Annotated in this window: 16 protein-coding genes, 1 rRNA gene and 4 pseudogenes; 7 read left to right on the forward strand and 14 right to left on the reverse strand. The window is 53.6% G+C overall.

Features of this window, described 5'->3' with window-relative positions; translation table 11 throughout:
• The 10 genes and pseudogenes from G9463_RS20575 to G9463_RS20630 form a co-directional block, all read right to left on the reverse strand.
• Window positions 1-73: ribosomal RNA gene (locus G9463_RS20575) — 16S ribosomal RNA — on the reverse strand; the annotation flags it as partial.
• A 1,403-nt stretch (window positions 74-1,476) separates the two neighbouring features.
• Entirely contained in the window at window positions 1,477-2,715 is a 1,239-nt protein-coding gene (locus G9463_RS20590) for an orc1/cdc6 family replication initiation protein (RefSeq protein WP_004966666.1), read from the reverse strand.
• A 1,368-nt stretch (window positions 2,716-4,083) separates the two neighbouring features.
• Window positions 4,084-4,260 (reverse strand): annotated as a pseudogene (locus G9463_RS20595) (transposase); the annotation flags it as partial.
• A gap of 292 nt (window positions 4,261-4,552) precedes the next feature.
• Window positions 4,553-4,690 carry a hypothetical protein gene (locus G9463_RS20600; protein ID WP_164734791.1) on the reverse strand — a complete coding sequence of 46 codons (138 nt, stop codon included), beginning with the start codon at window positions 4,688-4,690 and terminating at the stop codon, window positions 4,553-4,555.
• 280 nt (window positions 4,691-4,970) lie between these two features.
• Window positions 4,971-5,879: an acetamidase/formamidase family protein gene (locus tag G9463_RS20605; protein ID WP_165897706.1), complete on the reverse strand. Its 909-nt coding sequence runs from the start codon at window positions 5,877-5,879 to the stop codon at window positions 4,971-4,973.
• A gap of 175 nt (window positions 5,880-6,054) precedes the next feature.
• On the reverse strand, window positions 6,055-6,252 hold the full coding sequence (locus G9463_RS20610) for a hypothetical protein (RefSeq protein WP_004966672.1): 198 nt from the start codon (window positions 6,250-6,252) through the stop codon (window positions 6,055-6,057).
• A 635-nt stretch (window positions 6,253-6,887) separates the two neighbouring features.
• Window positions 6,888-7,139: a hypothetical protein gene (locus G9463_RS20615; RefSeq protein WP_004966540.1), complete on the reverse strand. Its 252-nt coding sequence runs from the start codon at window positions 7,137-7,139 to the stop codon at window positions 6,888-6,890.
• A 23-nt stretch (window positions 7,140-7,162) separates the two neighbouring features.
• Window positions 7,163-7,777 carry a hypothetical protein gene (locus G9463_RS20620; RefSeq protein WP_165897707.1) on the reverse strand — a complete coding sequence of 205 codons (615 nt, stop codon included), beginning with the start codon at window positions 7,775-7,777 and terminating at the stop codon, window positions 7,163-7,165.
• Window positions 7,778-7,976: 199 nt separating this feature from the next.
• Window positions 7,977-8,345, reverse strand: coding sequence for a type II toxin-antitoxin system VapC family toxin (locus tag G9463_RS20625; RefSeq protein ID WP_165897708.1), 369 nt, complete (start codon window positions 8,343-8,345; stop codon window positions 7,977-7,979).
• Window positions 8,242-8,478, reverse strand: coding sequence for an antitoxin VapB family protein (locus G9463_RS20630; RefSeq protein ID WP_165897709.1), 237 nt, complete (start codon window positions 8,476-8,478; stop codon window positions 8,242-8,244). The genes G9463_RS20625 and G9463_RS20630 overlap by 104 nt, the downstream gene beginning before the upstream one ends.
• A 136-nt stretch (window positions 8,479-8,614) precedes the next feature.
• On the opposite strand from G9463_RS20630, the gene G9463_RS20635 reads away from it, so the two are divergent.
• The 3 genes from G9463_RS20635 (at window position 8,615) to G9463_RS20645 (ending at window position 10,676) form a co-directional block, all read left to right on the forward strand.
• The gene (locus G9463_RS20635) at window positions 8,615-9,877 is read left to right on the forward strand and encodes a hypothetical protein (RefSeq protein ID WP_165897710.1); all 1,263 of its coding nucleotides are present in this window, start codon (window positions 8,615-8,617) and stop codon (window positions 9,875-9,877) included.
• Between the two features lie 107 nt (window positions 9,878-9,984).
• A complete protein-coding gene (locus G9463_RS20640; RefSeq protein WP_240150095.1) occupies window positions 9,985-10,350 on the forward strand; it encodes a winged helix-turn-helix domain-containing protein in 366 nt (121 codons plus the stop codon).
• Window positions 10,350-10,676 carry a hypothetical protein gene (locus G9463_RS20645; RefSeq protein WP_127014989.1) on the forward strand — a complete coding sequence of 109 codons (327 nt, stop codon included), beginning with the start codon at window positions 10,350-10,352 and terminating at the stop codon, window positions 10,674-10,676. The genes G9463_RS20640 and G9463_RS20645 overlap by 1 nt, the downstream gene beginning before the upstream one ends.
• A gap of 149 nt (window positions 10,677-10,825) precedes the next feature.
• Here G9463_RS20645 and G9463_RS20650 read toward each other — a convergent pair.
• The 3 genes and pseudogenes from G9463_RS20650 to G9463_RS24590 form a co-directional block, all read right to left on the reverse strand.
• Window positions 10,826-10,969: pseudogene (locus tag G9463_RS20650) on the reverse strand (hypothetical protein).
• A gap of 150 nt (window positions 10,970-11,119) precedes the next feature.
• Window positions 11,120-11,518 carry a hypothetical protein gene (locus G9463_RS20655; RefSeq protein WP_004966533.1) on the reverse strand — a complete coding sequence of 133 codons (399 nt, stop codon included), beginning with the start codon at window positions 11,516-11,518 and terminating at the stop codon, window positions 11,120-11,122.
• 360 nt (window positions 11,519-11,878) lie between these two features.
• Window positions 11,879-12,001, reverse strand: a pseudogene (locus tag G9463_RS24590) (radical SAM domain-containing protein); the annotation flags it as partial.
• Between the two features lie 59 nt (window positions 12,002-12,060).
• On the opposite strand from G9463_RS24590, the pseudogene G9463_RS24435 reads away from it, so the two are divergent.
• Together G9463_RS24435 and G9463_RS20670 are read left to right on the forward strand one after the other, a co-directional pair.
• Window positions 12,061-12,713, forward strand: a pseudogene (locus G9463_RS24435) (archaellin/type IV pilin N-terminal domain-containing protein).
• 129 nt (window positions 12,714-12,842) lie between these two features.
• On the forward strand, window positions 12,843-13,289 hold the full coding sequence (locus G9463_RS20670; RefSeq protein WP_165897711.1) for a hypothetical protein: 447 nt from the start codon (window positions 12,843-12,845) through the stop codon (window positions 13,287-13,289).
• A 267-nt stretch (window positions 13,290-13,556) separates the two neighbouring features.
• On the opposite strand, the gene G9463_RS20675 is transcribed toward G9463_RS20670, so the two are convergent.
• Entirely contained in the window at window positions 13,557-14,030 is a 474-nt protein-coding gene (locus G9463_RS20675) for a hypothetical protein (protein ID WP_174790045.1), read from the reverse strand.
• A 413-nt stretch (window positions 14,031-14,443) separates the two neighbouring features.
• On the opposite strand from G9463_RS20675, the gene G9463_RS20680 reads away from it, so the two are divergent.
• Together G9463_RS20680 and G9463_RS20685 are read left to right on the forward strand one after the other, a co-directional pair.
• Window positions 14,444-14,914: a hypothetical protein gene (locus G9463_RS20680; protein WP_004966527.1), complete on the forward strand. Its 471-nt coding sequence runs from the start codon at window positions 14,444-14,446 to the stop codon at window positions 14,912-14,914.
• A gap of 131 nt (window positions 14,915-15,045) precedes the next feature.
• A complete protein-coding gene (locus G9463_RS20685) occupies window positions 15,046-15,657 on the forward strand; it encodes a hypothetical protein (RefSeq protein WP_165897712.1) in 612 nt (203 codons plus the stop codon).
• Window positions 15,658-16,097: the final 440 nt, after the last annotated feature.

Consider the following 16,097-nt stretch of genomic DNA (forward strand, 5'->3'; position numbering starts at 1 on the left):
GTCTAAACTCGTGCAACTAGCATGGCTAAATCGGACTCCGATAGCAATGGCCTCCGGCAGGATCAACCGGAATGTGCTGATATACATCAGCGGCGGAAGTGGTTGCACTCCGTCGGAAGCTAACACATTGGTTCCTACGCCAATGTTGACTACTGCATGGGTCCGTGGGCTCACATCAGATTCCATCTTAACGGCGGACCGCAGGGGTGGAATCCTCATACACGAACACGAAGCCTCGGTGGCCTCGCGTTCTAAGCGAGTGACCCAACCCACCACGGGGGTGGCGTTGGGGCGTCGTTCCGGGAATGCTGCCCGGCGCGACCTTCGCATTACATCCGATGGGAGGGGAGTATATAAATGGACGGTCTTGGACCCGCCATGTTCAGGAACCACACGGCACACGCGTGGCATACACACGGGTGGTTTCAGTAGTGTATTGGACCGGCGAAGTTGAGCGACAGTTGAAAAGTATAGTCAAGTTTTGAGTGATATTATCTGGATATCGGTGGAGGATTTCATCGCTCAGGTCGGCACAATCCGCGATTCAGAGGTGAGAAGTAAATCAGTTGCGCGTAGGAGGTCTCCTCTATCACCGACGAAAACGGACTCGTTACGCCCCAAAACGGTTGCAGCGATTGCTGCGTCCTTTGCCAATACCGCTCCCTTCGCCGTCATCTGCGGTTAGCTATGCATTCACCGAATAGCCGACCAGCACGGCGGGAAATGCTTAGCTTCGTGTGGCCAGCGCGGATGAGTCAAGCACGGCTTCTATGGGCGCTCCGCGCGTGTGTGCGCGACCTTCTACCTCCCCCTCCAGTTTGACCCCGTACGACGCCGATGTACAGTTCCAAGACTGTTACCGCCGAAATCACCAGTGGAACATTCGCTACTTCGAACTCACGTTCCTTCTCAACGGCCGCTACGACAGCGTCGATGATATCCAAGATAAGGCTCGTATCGAAATCATTCAAATCGCCCTGCGACATCACGGGCTTCATTACGGTCGTCCTGACCAGCCTGCCCGATGATGTCTCGCATATCGGCTACCTGATCTTCATCGAACGCACCGCGAAGGTCTCTGAGAGAACGCCCCGTCGATGAGTCGTGCTACGGCGTCGCTGAACGACGCATTGTCACGTTTCTTCGCTTTGATCGTAGACATCTTCTCAGGACAGATTTGATGTGGCATGTTGACAGCGTTAACGCTCCGTCGAAATCAACAGTGGGGTGTTGCAAGTCGGGAAATCAGACCTTCCAGGGGGGAGAATGGAGTATATGCACACCCACTCCAGCACGAGAAGTTTGAGGCGCTGCTTCGGCGTGTCAGCGATGGATAATGCTGGAGCAATGTTCAGGGTGGTTAAGCCGAAAAATACAATAGATGGAGCGGGTGAGAAGGTCAAGAGCCGGTACGTTGCACTGGTTGGTCCGAGGTAGTGCGGTTTTCTCCGGAAACAGTGGTGTGTGTTTTCCTCGTCACATCGTGGCGAACTCCTCGCCGGAGTCGGGCAGGTACTCAATGATACTTTGATGTGCTCCAAACTCGCCAATAATCGTCTGGAGAGCATCAACGACAGTCGCAATATCGCGATTGAGTTCATGCTGACGGTACGTGCCACCGTCCTGACCACGATGTTCCATCTCAGACAGTGTGAGATTGAGAATTTCGAAATCTGAGAGAAAACTGCGCATTCGGCGCGCAGTTCGCGGTTCTCGGCCCTGAAACTCACAGAGCTCTTTATATCGCTGATAGACAATCCGAGAGCGGGCGGGTGTTTCCCCCTCTGCAGCAAGCGTGGTCAGCGCATAGAGTGTGAGTTGCTCGTGTTCAGTGAGGTCGCGCATAATGTCCATGCTCTGTTGGGCCTCAAGCTTCTCCTGAGCGCGTTCGACATGATCAGTCGTAACCGAGTTTGCGTTTTCAGTGCGAGCGAGGTCGCCAGCCTTCCGCAGAAGCGTGATCGCCCGTCGGGCGTCACCACCATCCTGGCGACCGAGTGCGGCACACAGCGGGATGACGCCGTCCTCAAGCGCACTCTCGTGGAAGGCTATCTCGGCCCGTTGTTCGAGGACCTTCTGGAGTTCTTCCGTGCCGTATGGCGGGAACGAAATCTCCGTCTCACAGAGAGATGACTGCACCTTCGCATCGAGCTGTTCGCGGAACGTCGAATCGTTACTGATCCCGATGACACCAAGCTGGATATTGTCGATATAGCCGTTGTTATCGGCACGGGTGATCTGGTAGAGGAAGGTATCATCCGTGATGTGGTCGATCTCGTCGAGAACGATGATAACGCTGCCAGAAAGCTTATTCAGTTCATTCCAGAGGAGACGATAAACTTTGGATTGAGGATGGCCGGTCTCAGCGATATGGTTCTCGTGACCGCGAAGGTTATTCACGAGGCTGATTGCAGCCTGATAGCTCGTACTCAGCCCATCGCAATTCAGCGAGATGACGGTGAGATCGACTTCAAAATGGTCCGCTGATTCTCGGAGTTCATTAAGTAGAAAGTTCGTCACAGCAGTCTTCCCGACACCAGTCTTTCCATAGATGAAGATGTTATCGGGGTACTCACCATTGATTATCGGCTGTAAAGCAGCTTCATATTCCTCAATCTCGTTGTCCCGGCCAACGATATCATCCGGCACATACTCGACTTTGAGTGTGTTCCGGCGTTTGTACAGCGTGTCGTCCGGTTGAAAACGAGGACCCATATTATGCGTGAATGAGTGAGGCTACCACAATAGTTGTTTCGACCACCGTTTCCGCTATTTCCAGTATAACCAGGACTGGGTGACCCTTCCGATATATGGGGGGGCCCCACTGTTTCCACTATATCACCTGCGCTCTATCGCGGTGCGGTTGAAGACCAGTAGAATGGAATTAGGTATCTACGAGATAACTGCCGCTTGGCGCTATGTGGAGTGATAGTACCCCACTATTTCCAGTATATAGCGTTTCGTGGGGGGACTAAACACACCCCACCGTTTCCAGTAAATCGATGTCACTGTATCATGAGTTGTGACAGATGGGTCAGACCACTGGGTTCCAGTATTTCCAGTAAATACCTTTTTATAAGAGTTAGAGACCCCACCGTTTCCAGTATATCGGTGAAACAAGTGTAATCAGGAGACGGAAGTAGGATGGGATGGTGTAGATTATTGGTACACCCTCCCCCCACTATTTCCAGTAAAGAACAGCGAAGTAGTGACGACTACAGAAAATGAACTTTGAACTATGGAAAGGTTTATAATAATAGCATTATAGCTAGACCGTAGTAGAGCTAGAGCGGTGTTGTTGTAGGGACTAGTTCTAGTGAAAGAAATGAGGTGCGGAGCCTAACTTACCTGTCCTACTAGCTTTAGTGGAAATAGTGGGGGGTGGGTGCCCATTCTTACTTCTTCTATCCTAATGTGTAATTCTAATAGTAGAAATAGTGGGGTCTGACGGGTGTCAGACAACGGGAGTTGGAACCCGAAACTTCACGGAATGGCATACGGACTTCTTGGAATGCTTGGGTTGCTGGTGTATCTGGTACAAAAAGAGCGTCAAAAGGCTGGCCCGACCTGACTAATATCTCTGTCCGCTCGCGCTCCTCACTGATGTCCCGGATAGGGCAAATCGGTACGTTCGAAGGTCTACCTTGCAGTTAGTTCACTCGCTTTCACAGGTGAAGAAACTATATCCAACGACTGGTCTCACAGGCATGGGACCCATTTTTTAGCCCCAGTCTGGTGAGGGCCGTTCCAGTGAGAGCGTCCTGACCGTACCATGGGAAGGCTACTGAAGGCGATCAAAACGGAAAATAACATCCAGCAACCGAACCCACTGAAGCGCAGTTTCCAGAACTTACTGTTGATTGTCACGTAGTACCTCAGAAACAGGATACCGGTCTGAAGTTCCAGTCACCGCTCGTAGTTGGGGGACTCGCTCCGAGAGTTCCACAGGCGTGTGGCTGTCCAATCCAAGAACGAACTGGATTCCATACTCAGTGAACAGATCTAGCACCGCTGGGTCAGGATGTACCCGGCCAAGTGATCCATGGACGCGGCCAGCATTCACTTCAGGGATTGTTCTGGAGTATCGTTGAACGTGCGGTCGCAATTCTTACAGAGATACCGTTCAAACTCTCTGTAGCTGCCGTTTCTGACCGTCCGGTCAGAACGGCAGCGAGGACAGGTAACACCGTCACGCCAGCGAACCTGCTCCAACAGGTCTGCTGCGACCGATTCCAACCCAAACACATCGAGCGGAATCATTCGTGTCGGGCACCACTGGCGCGGTGCCCTTGTCCTCTTCGACTCCGCAGCTACCGCTCTCCAGTATCAACAATCTCCTACGCAAGAGCGGCAGAGTAATAGCCGTTCCTACTCCACTGCGTTCGTACTTTGTGTCTCTCTGACGAGTAGAGGATACGGAGACAGTGTCTCAAAGGTTTCCGAGATGGCTTCGAGCACAACCTCTCGAATGTGGCTCCAGCTGTAGCTCAGAGATTCATTTCACCGTTTAGTATATCGGTTTCAAGCTAATCAGGAGGCTGCCAGTGACTGCCTACGGAATCACGACATCTTTCATCCGTCCCTCACAGCGGCGACACGTGAGTTCCCTGCTCGGTGCCGTTGTCCGATAGCCACAGTTGGTACATTTGAACTCTTTCTGCTCTTTCGCAAGTGGGTCTCGCCGGCTCATATGGCCTATTTAGTATTCCTATAGTAATAATTCTTTTCTGCCATCATATCATCCACCCAATTACACTATGAGCACATCTCTCCGGTAGTAAGAGAGTATATACAATGGGTTATTATAGTGAAATGTGGCGTATAGAATAATCTATAGCGGGGGTAGTTGAACCCCACCTGAGAGACTATCACCTACTGGCGTTTGCTCACGTTATTCCAGCCGTTGAATCCTCGCGAGAAACACATCCAATTCAACAAAACCGACCAACAACTGCGACACCATACCCGAATCAGAATGGGTGTGACAAGTGCTCTGCAGGGATGGAGTTTCGCACGGTTACAAGTGGATCGACGACTTGGCTTATTTCGAGTCCGCCAACAAGACTGGAAAACAGGTATGCCTCTGTCTTCGACATGTCGTGATCGGCTTGCAAGAGGTCAAGGATATCACGGTTAGCCAATTTGACTGCCTCTTCCATCGTGTCGGCGCTGGCGATTGACTTGATATTCTCACCCGTATCTACAATGGGACGGTCGAGTCCAACACCGGGGTCCGAAATCACTGAAACCGTGACATCGATTTCAGTCCCGATTTCGGCACCTGTCCCGCACATCTCTCCGTCGGCCATAGCGGCCTTGGAGTCGCCCATCGCCAACATTGCCCCGTCCTGAAATACGGGGAAGTAAGCAGTGGTTCCGCCGGTCATGTCGGTGGTATCGAGGTTCCCACCATGGTCGTGAGGGGTCAGTGTCGTGATAGTCTCTTCTGCGGTAGCCACACCAATTGTCCCGATCATCGGCTCGATCGGAATTTCGTGGCCGTCGAATTCGATCGTGTCACCATCGACTTCGGTGATTCGGGTCGCAGGGTGTTCAATCTCTTCGTCGTCTTGTAGCAATCCGAAGTCCGGCGTCGTGACCACTCGGCCCTGCCCCTCGGTGACCCGCACCGCTTCAATCTCAACCGCCAAGATGTCAGCCGGCTCAGCACCCTCTACTTCGATTGGGCCGGTCGCTGCGTTCACTTCGTCCGGAATCGAATCAAGGAGGTCGTCACCAGTCTGAATCGTTTTACTGAGACTATCGATAGTCTCGATTGTGAGCGATTCCCCGTCGGCAGCTGTATAGACCGGATCCATCTCCGGAGAGAACTCGTAGATGTGGCCGTCCTCGTCGAATGAGACACATCGGCGTGACATATAGATTCTCTTCGGGCAAATGCTACAAAAAAGTCTCCCCGATACGCTGGGACGCGCTCAACCGCTGTGTCTTCGTCCGCTGCGGTTGTTGCTGAAGCCAGCCGAGGCATACCTGTCTGAGAGAGCCCGTGAGCGTACCCACAAGGCAACTGGCCTGGCTCGCTAGCCCATCCCCTTACTCTCGGCCACTGGGGTCGATACCGAGCCAGACCGCGATATATCGATACGCGAAGACAACAACAAGGATAATACCGAATTCGAGCCAGATTGCAATGTCACCCACAACGGCCTGGGATAGTTCAAGAATGAAAAATACCAGCAGCAACATTGCAATATAGTAGAGCGCGAGTTCAACGAGTTGATTTTTCTCCATACACCTCTTACGTCAAGCCCCCTCTCAAACCCTGTCCTCTATATCGGTAGGGAAGCCACACGCAAGCACAATCCACTACGGAAGGTTCGAAACCCGACCACTGGACCAAGCTGTTTCCTGTTAGAGCGTGTCATAGAAACATCCAGAACTGGGACCACTCAGGGTAGAAAATATTGGGATGGGAAGCTTTGTTGGATTACTATTAGTTTGACACTGATACTGCTGAAACAGCCGTTAGGTAGCTACTGCGAACTGAACAGGGAAAGAACTATTCGGACAGAAATGATAATTTCAGAACATGAGCACAGATAGTCATGACTCTGGAAAGGGCCTCGGTTTTTATTTTCGCCGCTTAGCACTTGTTTTACTTGTCCTATTTGCCTTTAGAGGCGCTACAGGAGGTATCCGTGAGTTTGTTGTTAATGGTAACTGGCTGGCTGGGAGCTTCGGTGTCATAGTTGTGAGTGTAATCGCCTATTGGCTTTTTAATCTATACGTTGGCTCTTATAATGTGGGATAAAACTCCTGTACTGATCGATTCACGGCCTGTTGTACAAGTCGCTACTACCGAAATCGTATACTATCAATCTCAACTAGGCGAATACAACGCTCAGTAGAACTGCGCGCTAAACGAGTCACACCGAGTTTAATTCGAAGTAGTCAATCTCGAGTTCCCTATTGCCTTTCCCGTTGGTATCTGAGTCGAGGATCAAATAGAGATTGTCGTTATTTGCAGCGATTTGTTGCTCTTCTGAATCTGTGAAGGGGTAGCTGTTGGTCCCCGTGGCAAGGACTTGTCGAGTCGTGAGCTGCTGGCCAGCACCATTGACGAGATAGAATCCAAAGGAGCCACTGCCGATCTGAATGCGCTCTATGTCGAAGATCATCTCGTACTCAGCGGCTGTCTCGTCTACCGCCGGCAGTGAGTATCCAACTTTGAGGTCCTCCTGCCCCCCGAAGAGAGAGCTGCCGCAGTTGTATTATCGTCGTCGTTGACTGCAGCGGGATTCTCGATATTCCCACTCGGATCTGTTGGTTGAGGGGCGTCACCATCATTACCATCACGATAGTTGTTCGAATCGCCGTAGTCGAATGTGCAGCTGATATCGACGTAGGACCTGGGACTGGTTCTCCGGGTCGCAGTAACCGATATGTCGTCCGTTGTCGCCGAAAAATCGAGGACAACTTGATATGAATCCCCGAGATCATCGGTTTCGTTGGTACAACTGATGTCCACGTCAAACTGGCCGAAGCCTGTGTTCCGGACGGTAGCATCAACTGGTGGAGAAGTAACCTCTGTCCCGTCCTGTGTAACCAACTTCACAACACTCACATCGATATCTGACTCAGACAGCGAACCGATGTTATCGGTTATTTTGTACACGGTTGCCGTGTCATTCTCTCCAGAGACCTGAGCAGTCCTAGATGTATCGACCAATCCGAGAAGTGCGTTGGCATCTGCTGCCGTGTCAAGGTCGCTTTTGCGGCGAGCACTGGTTTGTGTAAACGCAAGCGACTCAGACACCAGCAGCATCCCACCTCCAGCTATAAAACCGAGAGCAGCGCGACGTGTGAGCGACTGTTTATCCATCGTAGAGTAGAATATGCCGTATACGGTCCACTTGGTTACACTTACGTGACCGATATTTGATAACACTATTGATTTTTGAAATGAAAGGGTGAAACAATCGATACAAACGAAGCCTGTATTGACTACAACCGGATCAAGACCTGTTCTCTGGTGAGTCGCTCAAACGAACGATCTTCGAGCGCTCCGACGTGTCCATCGAACCGATCTTATTCTCGCTCTCTTGGAGCTCGGCCCTTACCAATGCAGCTTCAGCTGCCCCGTCGGCGGAGAGTTCCAGTGGTTTGACCCAATCGAGGTCATCGCGGGCCTCTTCAACGCCGTCACGGCCCCGCAATCGGCCCGCGCTGGCGAATACCTCATGGAGTGCCACCGTAGGTACGAAGAGCGGGAGTGGCTCGTTATGTTCGAGATACTCGGCTATCGCCTCGTCCCCGTGCAGGTAGTCGATGAGCGCGGTAGCGTCCAAACAGTTTATCCTGACGTTCCCTGAAGTCCTCGTCAAGTTCCTCTCGCGTCCCTTCGGCTTCCTCGCGGAGTCCGCGGTCTTTCCAAGCACCGAACCCCTTCATGACGTCCTGCTCGTCTCCCGTCATCCGGAGGAGAACGTCTGTGACACTCTCATTTTCCCGTTTCATCAACGCCCCGTCGCGTCACCGGTTCAGACCGAAAAGCCGGTTACTCGGCACCAGTGGGTATATAAAAATTCCGACGGATTGTCAGGTCTGCCAGCTATGGTGCCGTTCTTTTTTATCGGATATCGTCGGCTGACGTATGACAGAGGATACTGGCGACCAACCGTGTGGTACCCGACGGCAGTTGCTGGCAGGGCTGGCCGTAAGCAGTGCTTCAATAGCTGGCTGTACGACGCTACCGTCATTCGGTCAGGGGGTCCGCTTCGGATCAGTCGACCAACCCGAAACAGGGTCACCACACTACCGGGACTGGATACCGACGCAGGACCGAGGCGACCAGTTCGACAGGGTCCGAACGAGCTTGGAGTACCTCGAACCAGATAACCGCGGAGCGGACCTACTTGGGACCCCCTACGGGGGACAGGGGGTCAAACCGGGGATGGACGACATCGGTGTGGCCCTCTCCGCGTTCGAGTGGGCGGTTGAATCCCGGGGAAGCGTCGTAGCGAAGGGGTCGGTAAACACGGACACCGTCAAGGCAGCGCTGGAGGAAACCGGATACCAGCAGTACGACAACTACGAGGGATACAGGATCTACGAGCGCGACGACCTCCAGCGGGTCATCGCCCACGGGGACAACTACGTACTCTTTTCGGGCTATATCGACGAGCCGTTGCAGTTCGTCGGGCCGAGGATCGACGCCGAATCTGGCCGTCAGACACGGCTGCACGAGGCCGAATCCCAGTTCGAACGGATGACAGACAGTGTGGGGGCACCCCCGTGGACTCGAATCAGGCCAGGAACCTTCACCGTCGACGGCTCCACGGCCGTTCTGGAGGCCAGAAGCGTCGGATTCGGCGGGTCGATGATCTACACTACTCGAAGCTTTCTGTTCGAGGACGGTGCCGGCGTGTCGGAACAGTCCATCAGGGACCGAATCAGCGAGTACCCTGAGGCGCTAGAGGCCGACCGCGCCGAAGTGACCGTTGATGGCGACATCGCAACCGTCGTCGCGAAGATGCCGCCAGATACCTTCCGAGATATGGACAGCATCGGCCTCTACGACCAACCGATAATCACCTGGGGGCTCGCGTGGGAGCCGGGCGATTCGACGGCGCTCCTCACACACGAAGCCGGTGATTCAGTCGACGCAGACCTGTTCACTGTCTACCTGCAAGACGTCTCGGCAGGGGCGAATGACGGGACAGACGGACCGCGCGAGCCCGAGCCGGCAGACGCCCAGTTTAGTGACAGCTACGGCCGAATCGGGCCGGGCAACTCCCTGTCAGTGGACGTTAGCAGTCAAGAGAGGTGGCAGATACTCGTCCGCGGAGAGCCCGCCAGCAGGAACTACGTCTGGACCGAACTCGTATACTTCCCGCCCAGCCTGCTCGACCAGTGATGAATGGTGAGTTCACGACAGCCGTCCGGACACCCGTGCAACACCCAAATTCCCGGGGACGTCCCGGTCGAAACCGGCAGCGGATCGTCGACGATTATATTCGAGACATGACAACGAGGGATACAGTGACGGACGGACAGGACCTCGAGACAGTCGTTGCCCTCCTTGACGACGAGTACGCGAGAGCTATTCTCACCGCAACCAGTACCGAGCCGATGACGGTACAGGAGCTCGCCGACCGGACGGAGGCATCCCCGTCAACGCTGTATCGGCGTGTGGAACGGCTCAAGGCGGTCGGCTTCCTCGACGAACAGACGCGGGTGCGACCTGACGGCCACCACGACTCGGTCTACTCAGCGGTGTTGACCGACCTTCACTTCTCCCTGCGTGACGGTCGCTTCAATTTCGAGATCGAGACCGAGACCGATGAGAACCCAGCTGACAGATTACATCGACTATGGAGTGATTTCTGATGGTATTCGAGACGAACCTCTACGGTTTTCGCGTCATCGAGCTTATCGCCAGCGGCTTCGCCAGCGGCTCGGCCGCAGTCGGGCTCTACATCGGCTTCCGTTCGCTCCAGAGTTTCTACCGCCACGGCGACCCATCAATGCGGTATCTCGCAGTTGGGCTGCTGTTGTTGACCGCCGTCACGTACACCGTCACGTTCGTCGGGTCAATACTACTGCAGTTCCGTATCCTCTCGCTCCCGCAGCAGGATTATTTCCTGACAGTGAGCAATATACTCCAGTTCGCGGGGCTGGTGTGCATCGCGTACGCACTCCATCGGCGCGACTGAGACGGTTGGAGTGGTTTACTACTCCGGGATCGACGCGCTCGGAGACTGATTCAGCTTACGACAAGAGAACGGTCCCATCCAGAAGAGGCGACCAAGCAGCGTCTAGTCCCGAACAACACTGTACAAGCAAGCGTAGAACGTGAGACTTCTCACTCGTTTTCCAGCGCCACATAGATGTCGACGTGGCGGCATCCGTTGCGTCCCCAGCTCAAGAGCAACCTTACGTCGCTCACCGTCGCTTTCAGCCGCCTGATATCGCTCGTACACTGGCGGACCTTCTCGTCAATCGTCACACGCTCGACTCTTTGATGCTCCCGAGTACCCGTTTCTCAGCTGTCGAGGTCACGCCTCTTTTGTGTGCCTGCCGTCAGTCGAGACAAGATACCTACTTACCACCGTGAGACCTGATCTCAGATGGAGGGTGACTGCAAAACTAAACCGTCTTAGTCCATGAGCTTCTGCTGTTGCTCCTGAGCCCACTCAAGTGCGTCGTCAAAGTCTTCAAATCCTTTGGTTGTGACGCTCTCAGCTTCATTGTTCTGGCTAATTGCTAGACGTGACAGCCCATCAGCGACATATGCAGTCGTTTTGACGCCAGACTCTTCGGAGACTTCAGTCCAGTTCTGATTGACGTGGTTGAGAACCTCGCGGTTAGCGTTTTCTACATTCCCGATTTCAACGACGACGCTATGCATCTCCGGATCGCTTGCTGTTTCAACATAATGTTGTTCAGCTTGTTCCATGTCGCCGCTCTCGACGGCTGCAGGCATATCTTCAATATACCAGACACCGACACCGTCTTGCTCCTCATACTCGACATACTCTGAAATCGATTGTGCCATGATCACACGTTGCCACCTCAGTGTATATTAATCCACCTCGAACATTTCCAGTTGTGATACTCAGACCGTCTGAAATCCTGCTGGCAGAGCCACTTAATGACAGCTGCGGATGATGCACTTATCTGTCTGAGTTTCCGGTATTACTCTTAGATATGGTTATCCAGAACACGAGTGTTTAGAGGACGATGGAGTGAATTTCGATCATGGGAGCGATCAGTGAACTTGGTGATGACCCGCTGATCGAATTTTTGTTCTCATTCGCGGGGGCAGTTCTGACAAGCGTTTCCGGATACCCAACGAAATGCCACTCTGCTGTATCATCCACAAAAATGAGACACCGGTCATGGTTGGGGCCGGCCATGAGAACAACTCCGGTGACACAGCCTGTTGCATTGCCTTGAGCGTTGACCGGAGTTGGCCGCTTGCCGAGCGCACCAGCTCACCATCTGGCCAGGAATGTACTTCGAGCCCGTCGAAGCATGTCGGAAGTATCACGTGTGAAAATGCTGCAGGAAACATTATATACCGGTTCTATTTGTTTGATATTATATGGAAGGGCTTACGACGCGGGCCCAGATGGTTCTCGTGGACAGGTTGGTATCGGCACGCTCATCGTTTTCATTGCGATGGTACTCGTTGCGGCAATCGCGGCCGGCGTTCTGATCAATACGGCCGGATTTCTTCAATCAAGCGCCGAACAGACAGGGCAACAGAGCTCTGACCAAGTCACCAACCGGCTACAGGTAACCTCCGCAACCGGACAGATCGGTACTGTGAGCGGCGAAGACCGTGTTGGCGTCGTGAACATCAGCGTGAGTCGAGCGCCGGGCGTCGGTAATATCGATCTGTCTGAGACGACTATCAATGGGTCGATTCATCAGGCTCGTACAGTCTGGTCCATCAGAGCCAATCGGGTGGTGTCACAGACGGAACGTTCGGAACGACGATAATCTAGGACGGCGACGGGTCGCGGCCAGTCTTGAACGACCGCGCCGACCGGCTCAAGATAACGCTCGACATCGGAGCCGCCCCGTCCGATGTTAGCGTCGGTGGAACTAACATAGGCAACTTCGGTAACTCGCTTGCAGAGGGTGACTCGGCGACGATACGAATTACCACACCGACTGGTGGAACCACCGAGATTCAATTAACTGTCCCACAGACCCTCAGTGGGTCAAGTTCAGTCTCGCTGTGAAGTAAACCAGTTTCGCTCAGACCGCTTTTGTACGGGCAGCACGGGTCGCCTTCTGGTACGCATGGCGCTACACTCCACGCCTGAGGATACCGGAAGGATATTGTCACTCGTCGTTGACAGGTGCCATCGATGCCCTCCACAAACAATCGACAACCTGCCGGTGGTGCTCTCGTTATCGCCAGTCTCATTATCGTTGTACTCGGGTTTATTCTGGTCCCTCACCCTGGCGAGGCACAATCGACACATCGTATTGCGCGAACCGTCGAAGCCGACGAAGTGCCAGAGAGTAAAACCGTCACTCCGGTCGGTGATCTGTCGCCAGAAGCGAAATCAGCATTCCGAGAAGCCTTGGCTAACGAGGGCAGTTATACTGTTCACGGCAAAGAAAACCGGCCACCGGAATGGTACTACTCCGATGATACTGGCTTCTATTACGTCCAGAGCGAGGGAATGATATACGAGGTGATGACGAGCGGATCGGCAGGTCACATCTTCGACTACATTAAGATAGGCCCCTTCCTCCTCACTGGGATTGCGATGGGCATTACTGGGATTCGATGGCTTCGGCGGGGGTGAAGCGGACACCTGAAATTCGCTTCCCTACTCATTCCCTTAGAGACCGTCTTTTCAGTACCCGAGCAGTTCGGCCAACCAGTGACCCGCTCAGTCGAACTTCCGACCGGCCACAGTACGCAGTATCCACACCATTGACCGCGCACACTCTACTGAAGGGGTCAGTACTGGAGAGTTACTGATTATGGATGACACTGAGCACTCAATCCAGAGAGCTAACCAGAAAGCACTCTGGTCCACAATTTCACCAGCCGTCTGTCGATGAGGAGTCTATGGTTTAAGAATCGTCTCAGCCGTCTCCCTGAAGCCCTTGTAATAGATTATACCCCACAACGGCGTCGATTCGTAGTAATCGACGGTGCCCTCAGTCGGGTCAATGATGACTGGAAATTCGAAGGATGACCAGTGTTTCGGGTCATACTGTTGGACCCAATCGATGAGACCTGTCTCGCTAACAATGACCGGATAGACGACGAGGTTGCCGCCTAATCCCCGCGGGAGTTTCGATTTCAGGGAGAGGCCGTAGTTGAAGCTAGCCTCACTGAACGCCTGTGCCTGAGAGGCTGTTTCCGCCGTGCCGACCACGAATACGGTGTCGACTAATCCAAACGTTGAGATCGATAGCGAGCGGTCGTGAAATACCGTCGCCTGTTGGTCGTCCACCGTCGTCGTCGACTGTTCAAACTCATCGAGTCTCCCCGATAGCGTCTGGATATATTCTTCGATAGAATCACACTTTTCCATGGGCCTGTCATGTTAGTAGACGCATAAAAAATCCATCTGTGAATCCATCACAGACGAGCGCTGGCGACATAGTCAGATCGTATGCATCTCGACGACCGACTCTGCCCGTCAGCTTGGAGTGCTGAATGTGCATAGTGTCTCAGCCCGAATTTGAGTCTCCGCCAAGAGAAACATTCGCGAATCCAGCTACTGCCAGAGCGAAGGCTACGCTACCCGCTTTCGACGGCTGCAAAATAGCGATCTGGAAGCCGAAGACATCCGCGCTAATCGACAGCAGGAGCGCCATCATCCCTGCGAGAGCCACCGATGCCACAAAGAATATACGCACTTGCACGGGACATGAAATCACTACCTCGCTTGACGAATTAAGATACTGAAAATAGCTCTCTGATCTATTTCAGACAGTCTCTAAAATGGGCACACCAGCAGGATTTCGATTCAGTGGCCGCGCGCTCATTATAATTGCTGTAGCAGCGTTCATCATAGCTGGTCTACTCCTTTTCGTTGCTCCGGATACGGCGCACCCAGTTCTCGTCACGGAGGAGGATGAATCAGAAGTTCCTCCCGATGCCGAGGTGCTCAGGTACACTAACCTTTCAGAGGGGGGCCAGGACGTGTTCGACCAAGGACTGCGTGCTGATGGATTTATAAGGGTGTATCAGTCACCGCCAGATTTCGACTATCCAACGGGTGACACAGTGGCCGCTGCCCGTGTCAAAAAGAACGGGACGATATACAGTATACTCACCGCCTCAAGATGCAAGCTCTGTGGCTTCGTGAATGTACTCGGCTACATAGCTGGGCTTGTTGGGCTCATCCTGTTAATGCGCGGGGCGTTTCGCTTGTTGAATGGGGAAGCCGACGTACGAGCTGATGATCGGTAGCGTGTCCGTTTGCGGTCCTAGTTTCGACCCGACCGCGGGTTCGGCCACGACCAAGTCTGGCCTACACTGTGGCTTTTGAGGTATACGAGATCCAGAGAAAGCATTTACCAATTTGGCCAGACAACTGACGTATGCGCCGCCGTCAAGCCCTCGCGCTTGTCACCGGTAGCCTCTCGCTGGTGGCAGGGTGCTCTTCCGACACAACAACAGACCTCACCCCAACACCCAGCAAGACAGGCACAGAGATGACTCCTGAGTCGCAAATACGGGAATTACCGATGACGACACCACCCGACCCAATCGATTGCGACGATGACCCACGCCCGGTATCCCGCGCTGCTGGTGACTCTTACCCAGACCGAGCCAATGGATTCGAACTGACGGCATCGAAGGGTGTCGTCACTATCGGTGAGCGCATTACATTCACAGTCACAAATATCGGAGACAATCCGCGGGGGATCGGAGAAAAATACAAATACAATATTCTCCGGCAGCACGACGGGTGGGAACCGATCTACTTTACAGAGAGCCAAGCCGGTTGGACAGACTTAGGCGTCCGCGTGTACCCCGGCGGTGGCTTTCGGTGGACCTTCACGGCCACCAACGACGGATTGGAACGGCAAAACGGCTACAACCCAGCCTATCACGTCTGCTCGGCCCTCGAACCGGGCGAGTATCGCTTCGCGTTCTTCGGATTGGGAGGGAGCACAATCTCGACGACGTTCATGATCACGGATGCGTGACTGACTAAAGGATACACACGCCTACCGAGCAGTTGTTCTAGGTGAACGACTTGATTGGAGACGGTGCGCTCCTGTACCGATCAATAGCTACTTCGTAGTCATGCGACTCTGCTGTATAGCGCGCTCCCACCTATACTACCCCTACCAGTAACAGCGCGACCGATCCAGAGAGTGCGTAACAGGAGGATAGTTGCCTGAAGTAGATTGCAGGAAAGCAGGTGGAGAGTAACACTTCGAATTATCTCTCCAATAACAATACGCTCGCCGGGGAAGCTCGGTACAGAGAGCAACAATACGGACGGTTATCCTCCAATAGAGGGTGTCATAGAACAGTTACCACACCAAAGAGCAGGGTGAATGCTGAGGTGGTATGGACTCAGCGACCCTGCAGAATGAGCCTTCGGTAGAGTCGTTCTTCAATGTCGCGGAGACCGAGACGT

Origin of the sequence: Haloarcula sp. JP-Z28 (assembly GCF_011440255.1) — an archaeon.
GTDB lineage: Archaea > Halobacteriota > Halobacteria > Halobacteriales > Haloarculaceae > Haloarcula > Haloarcula marismortui.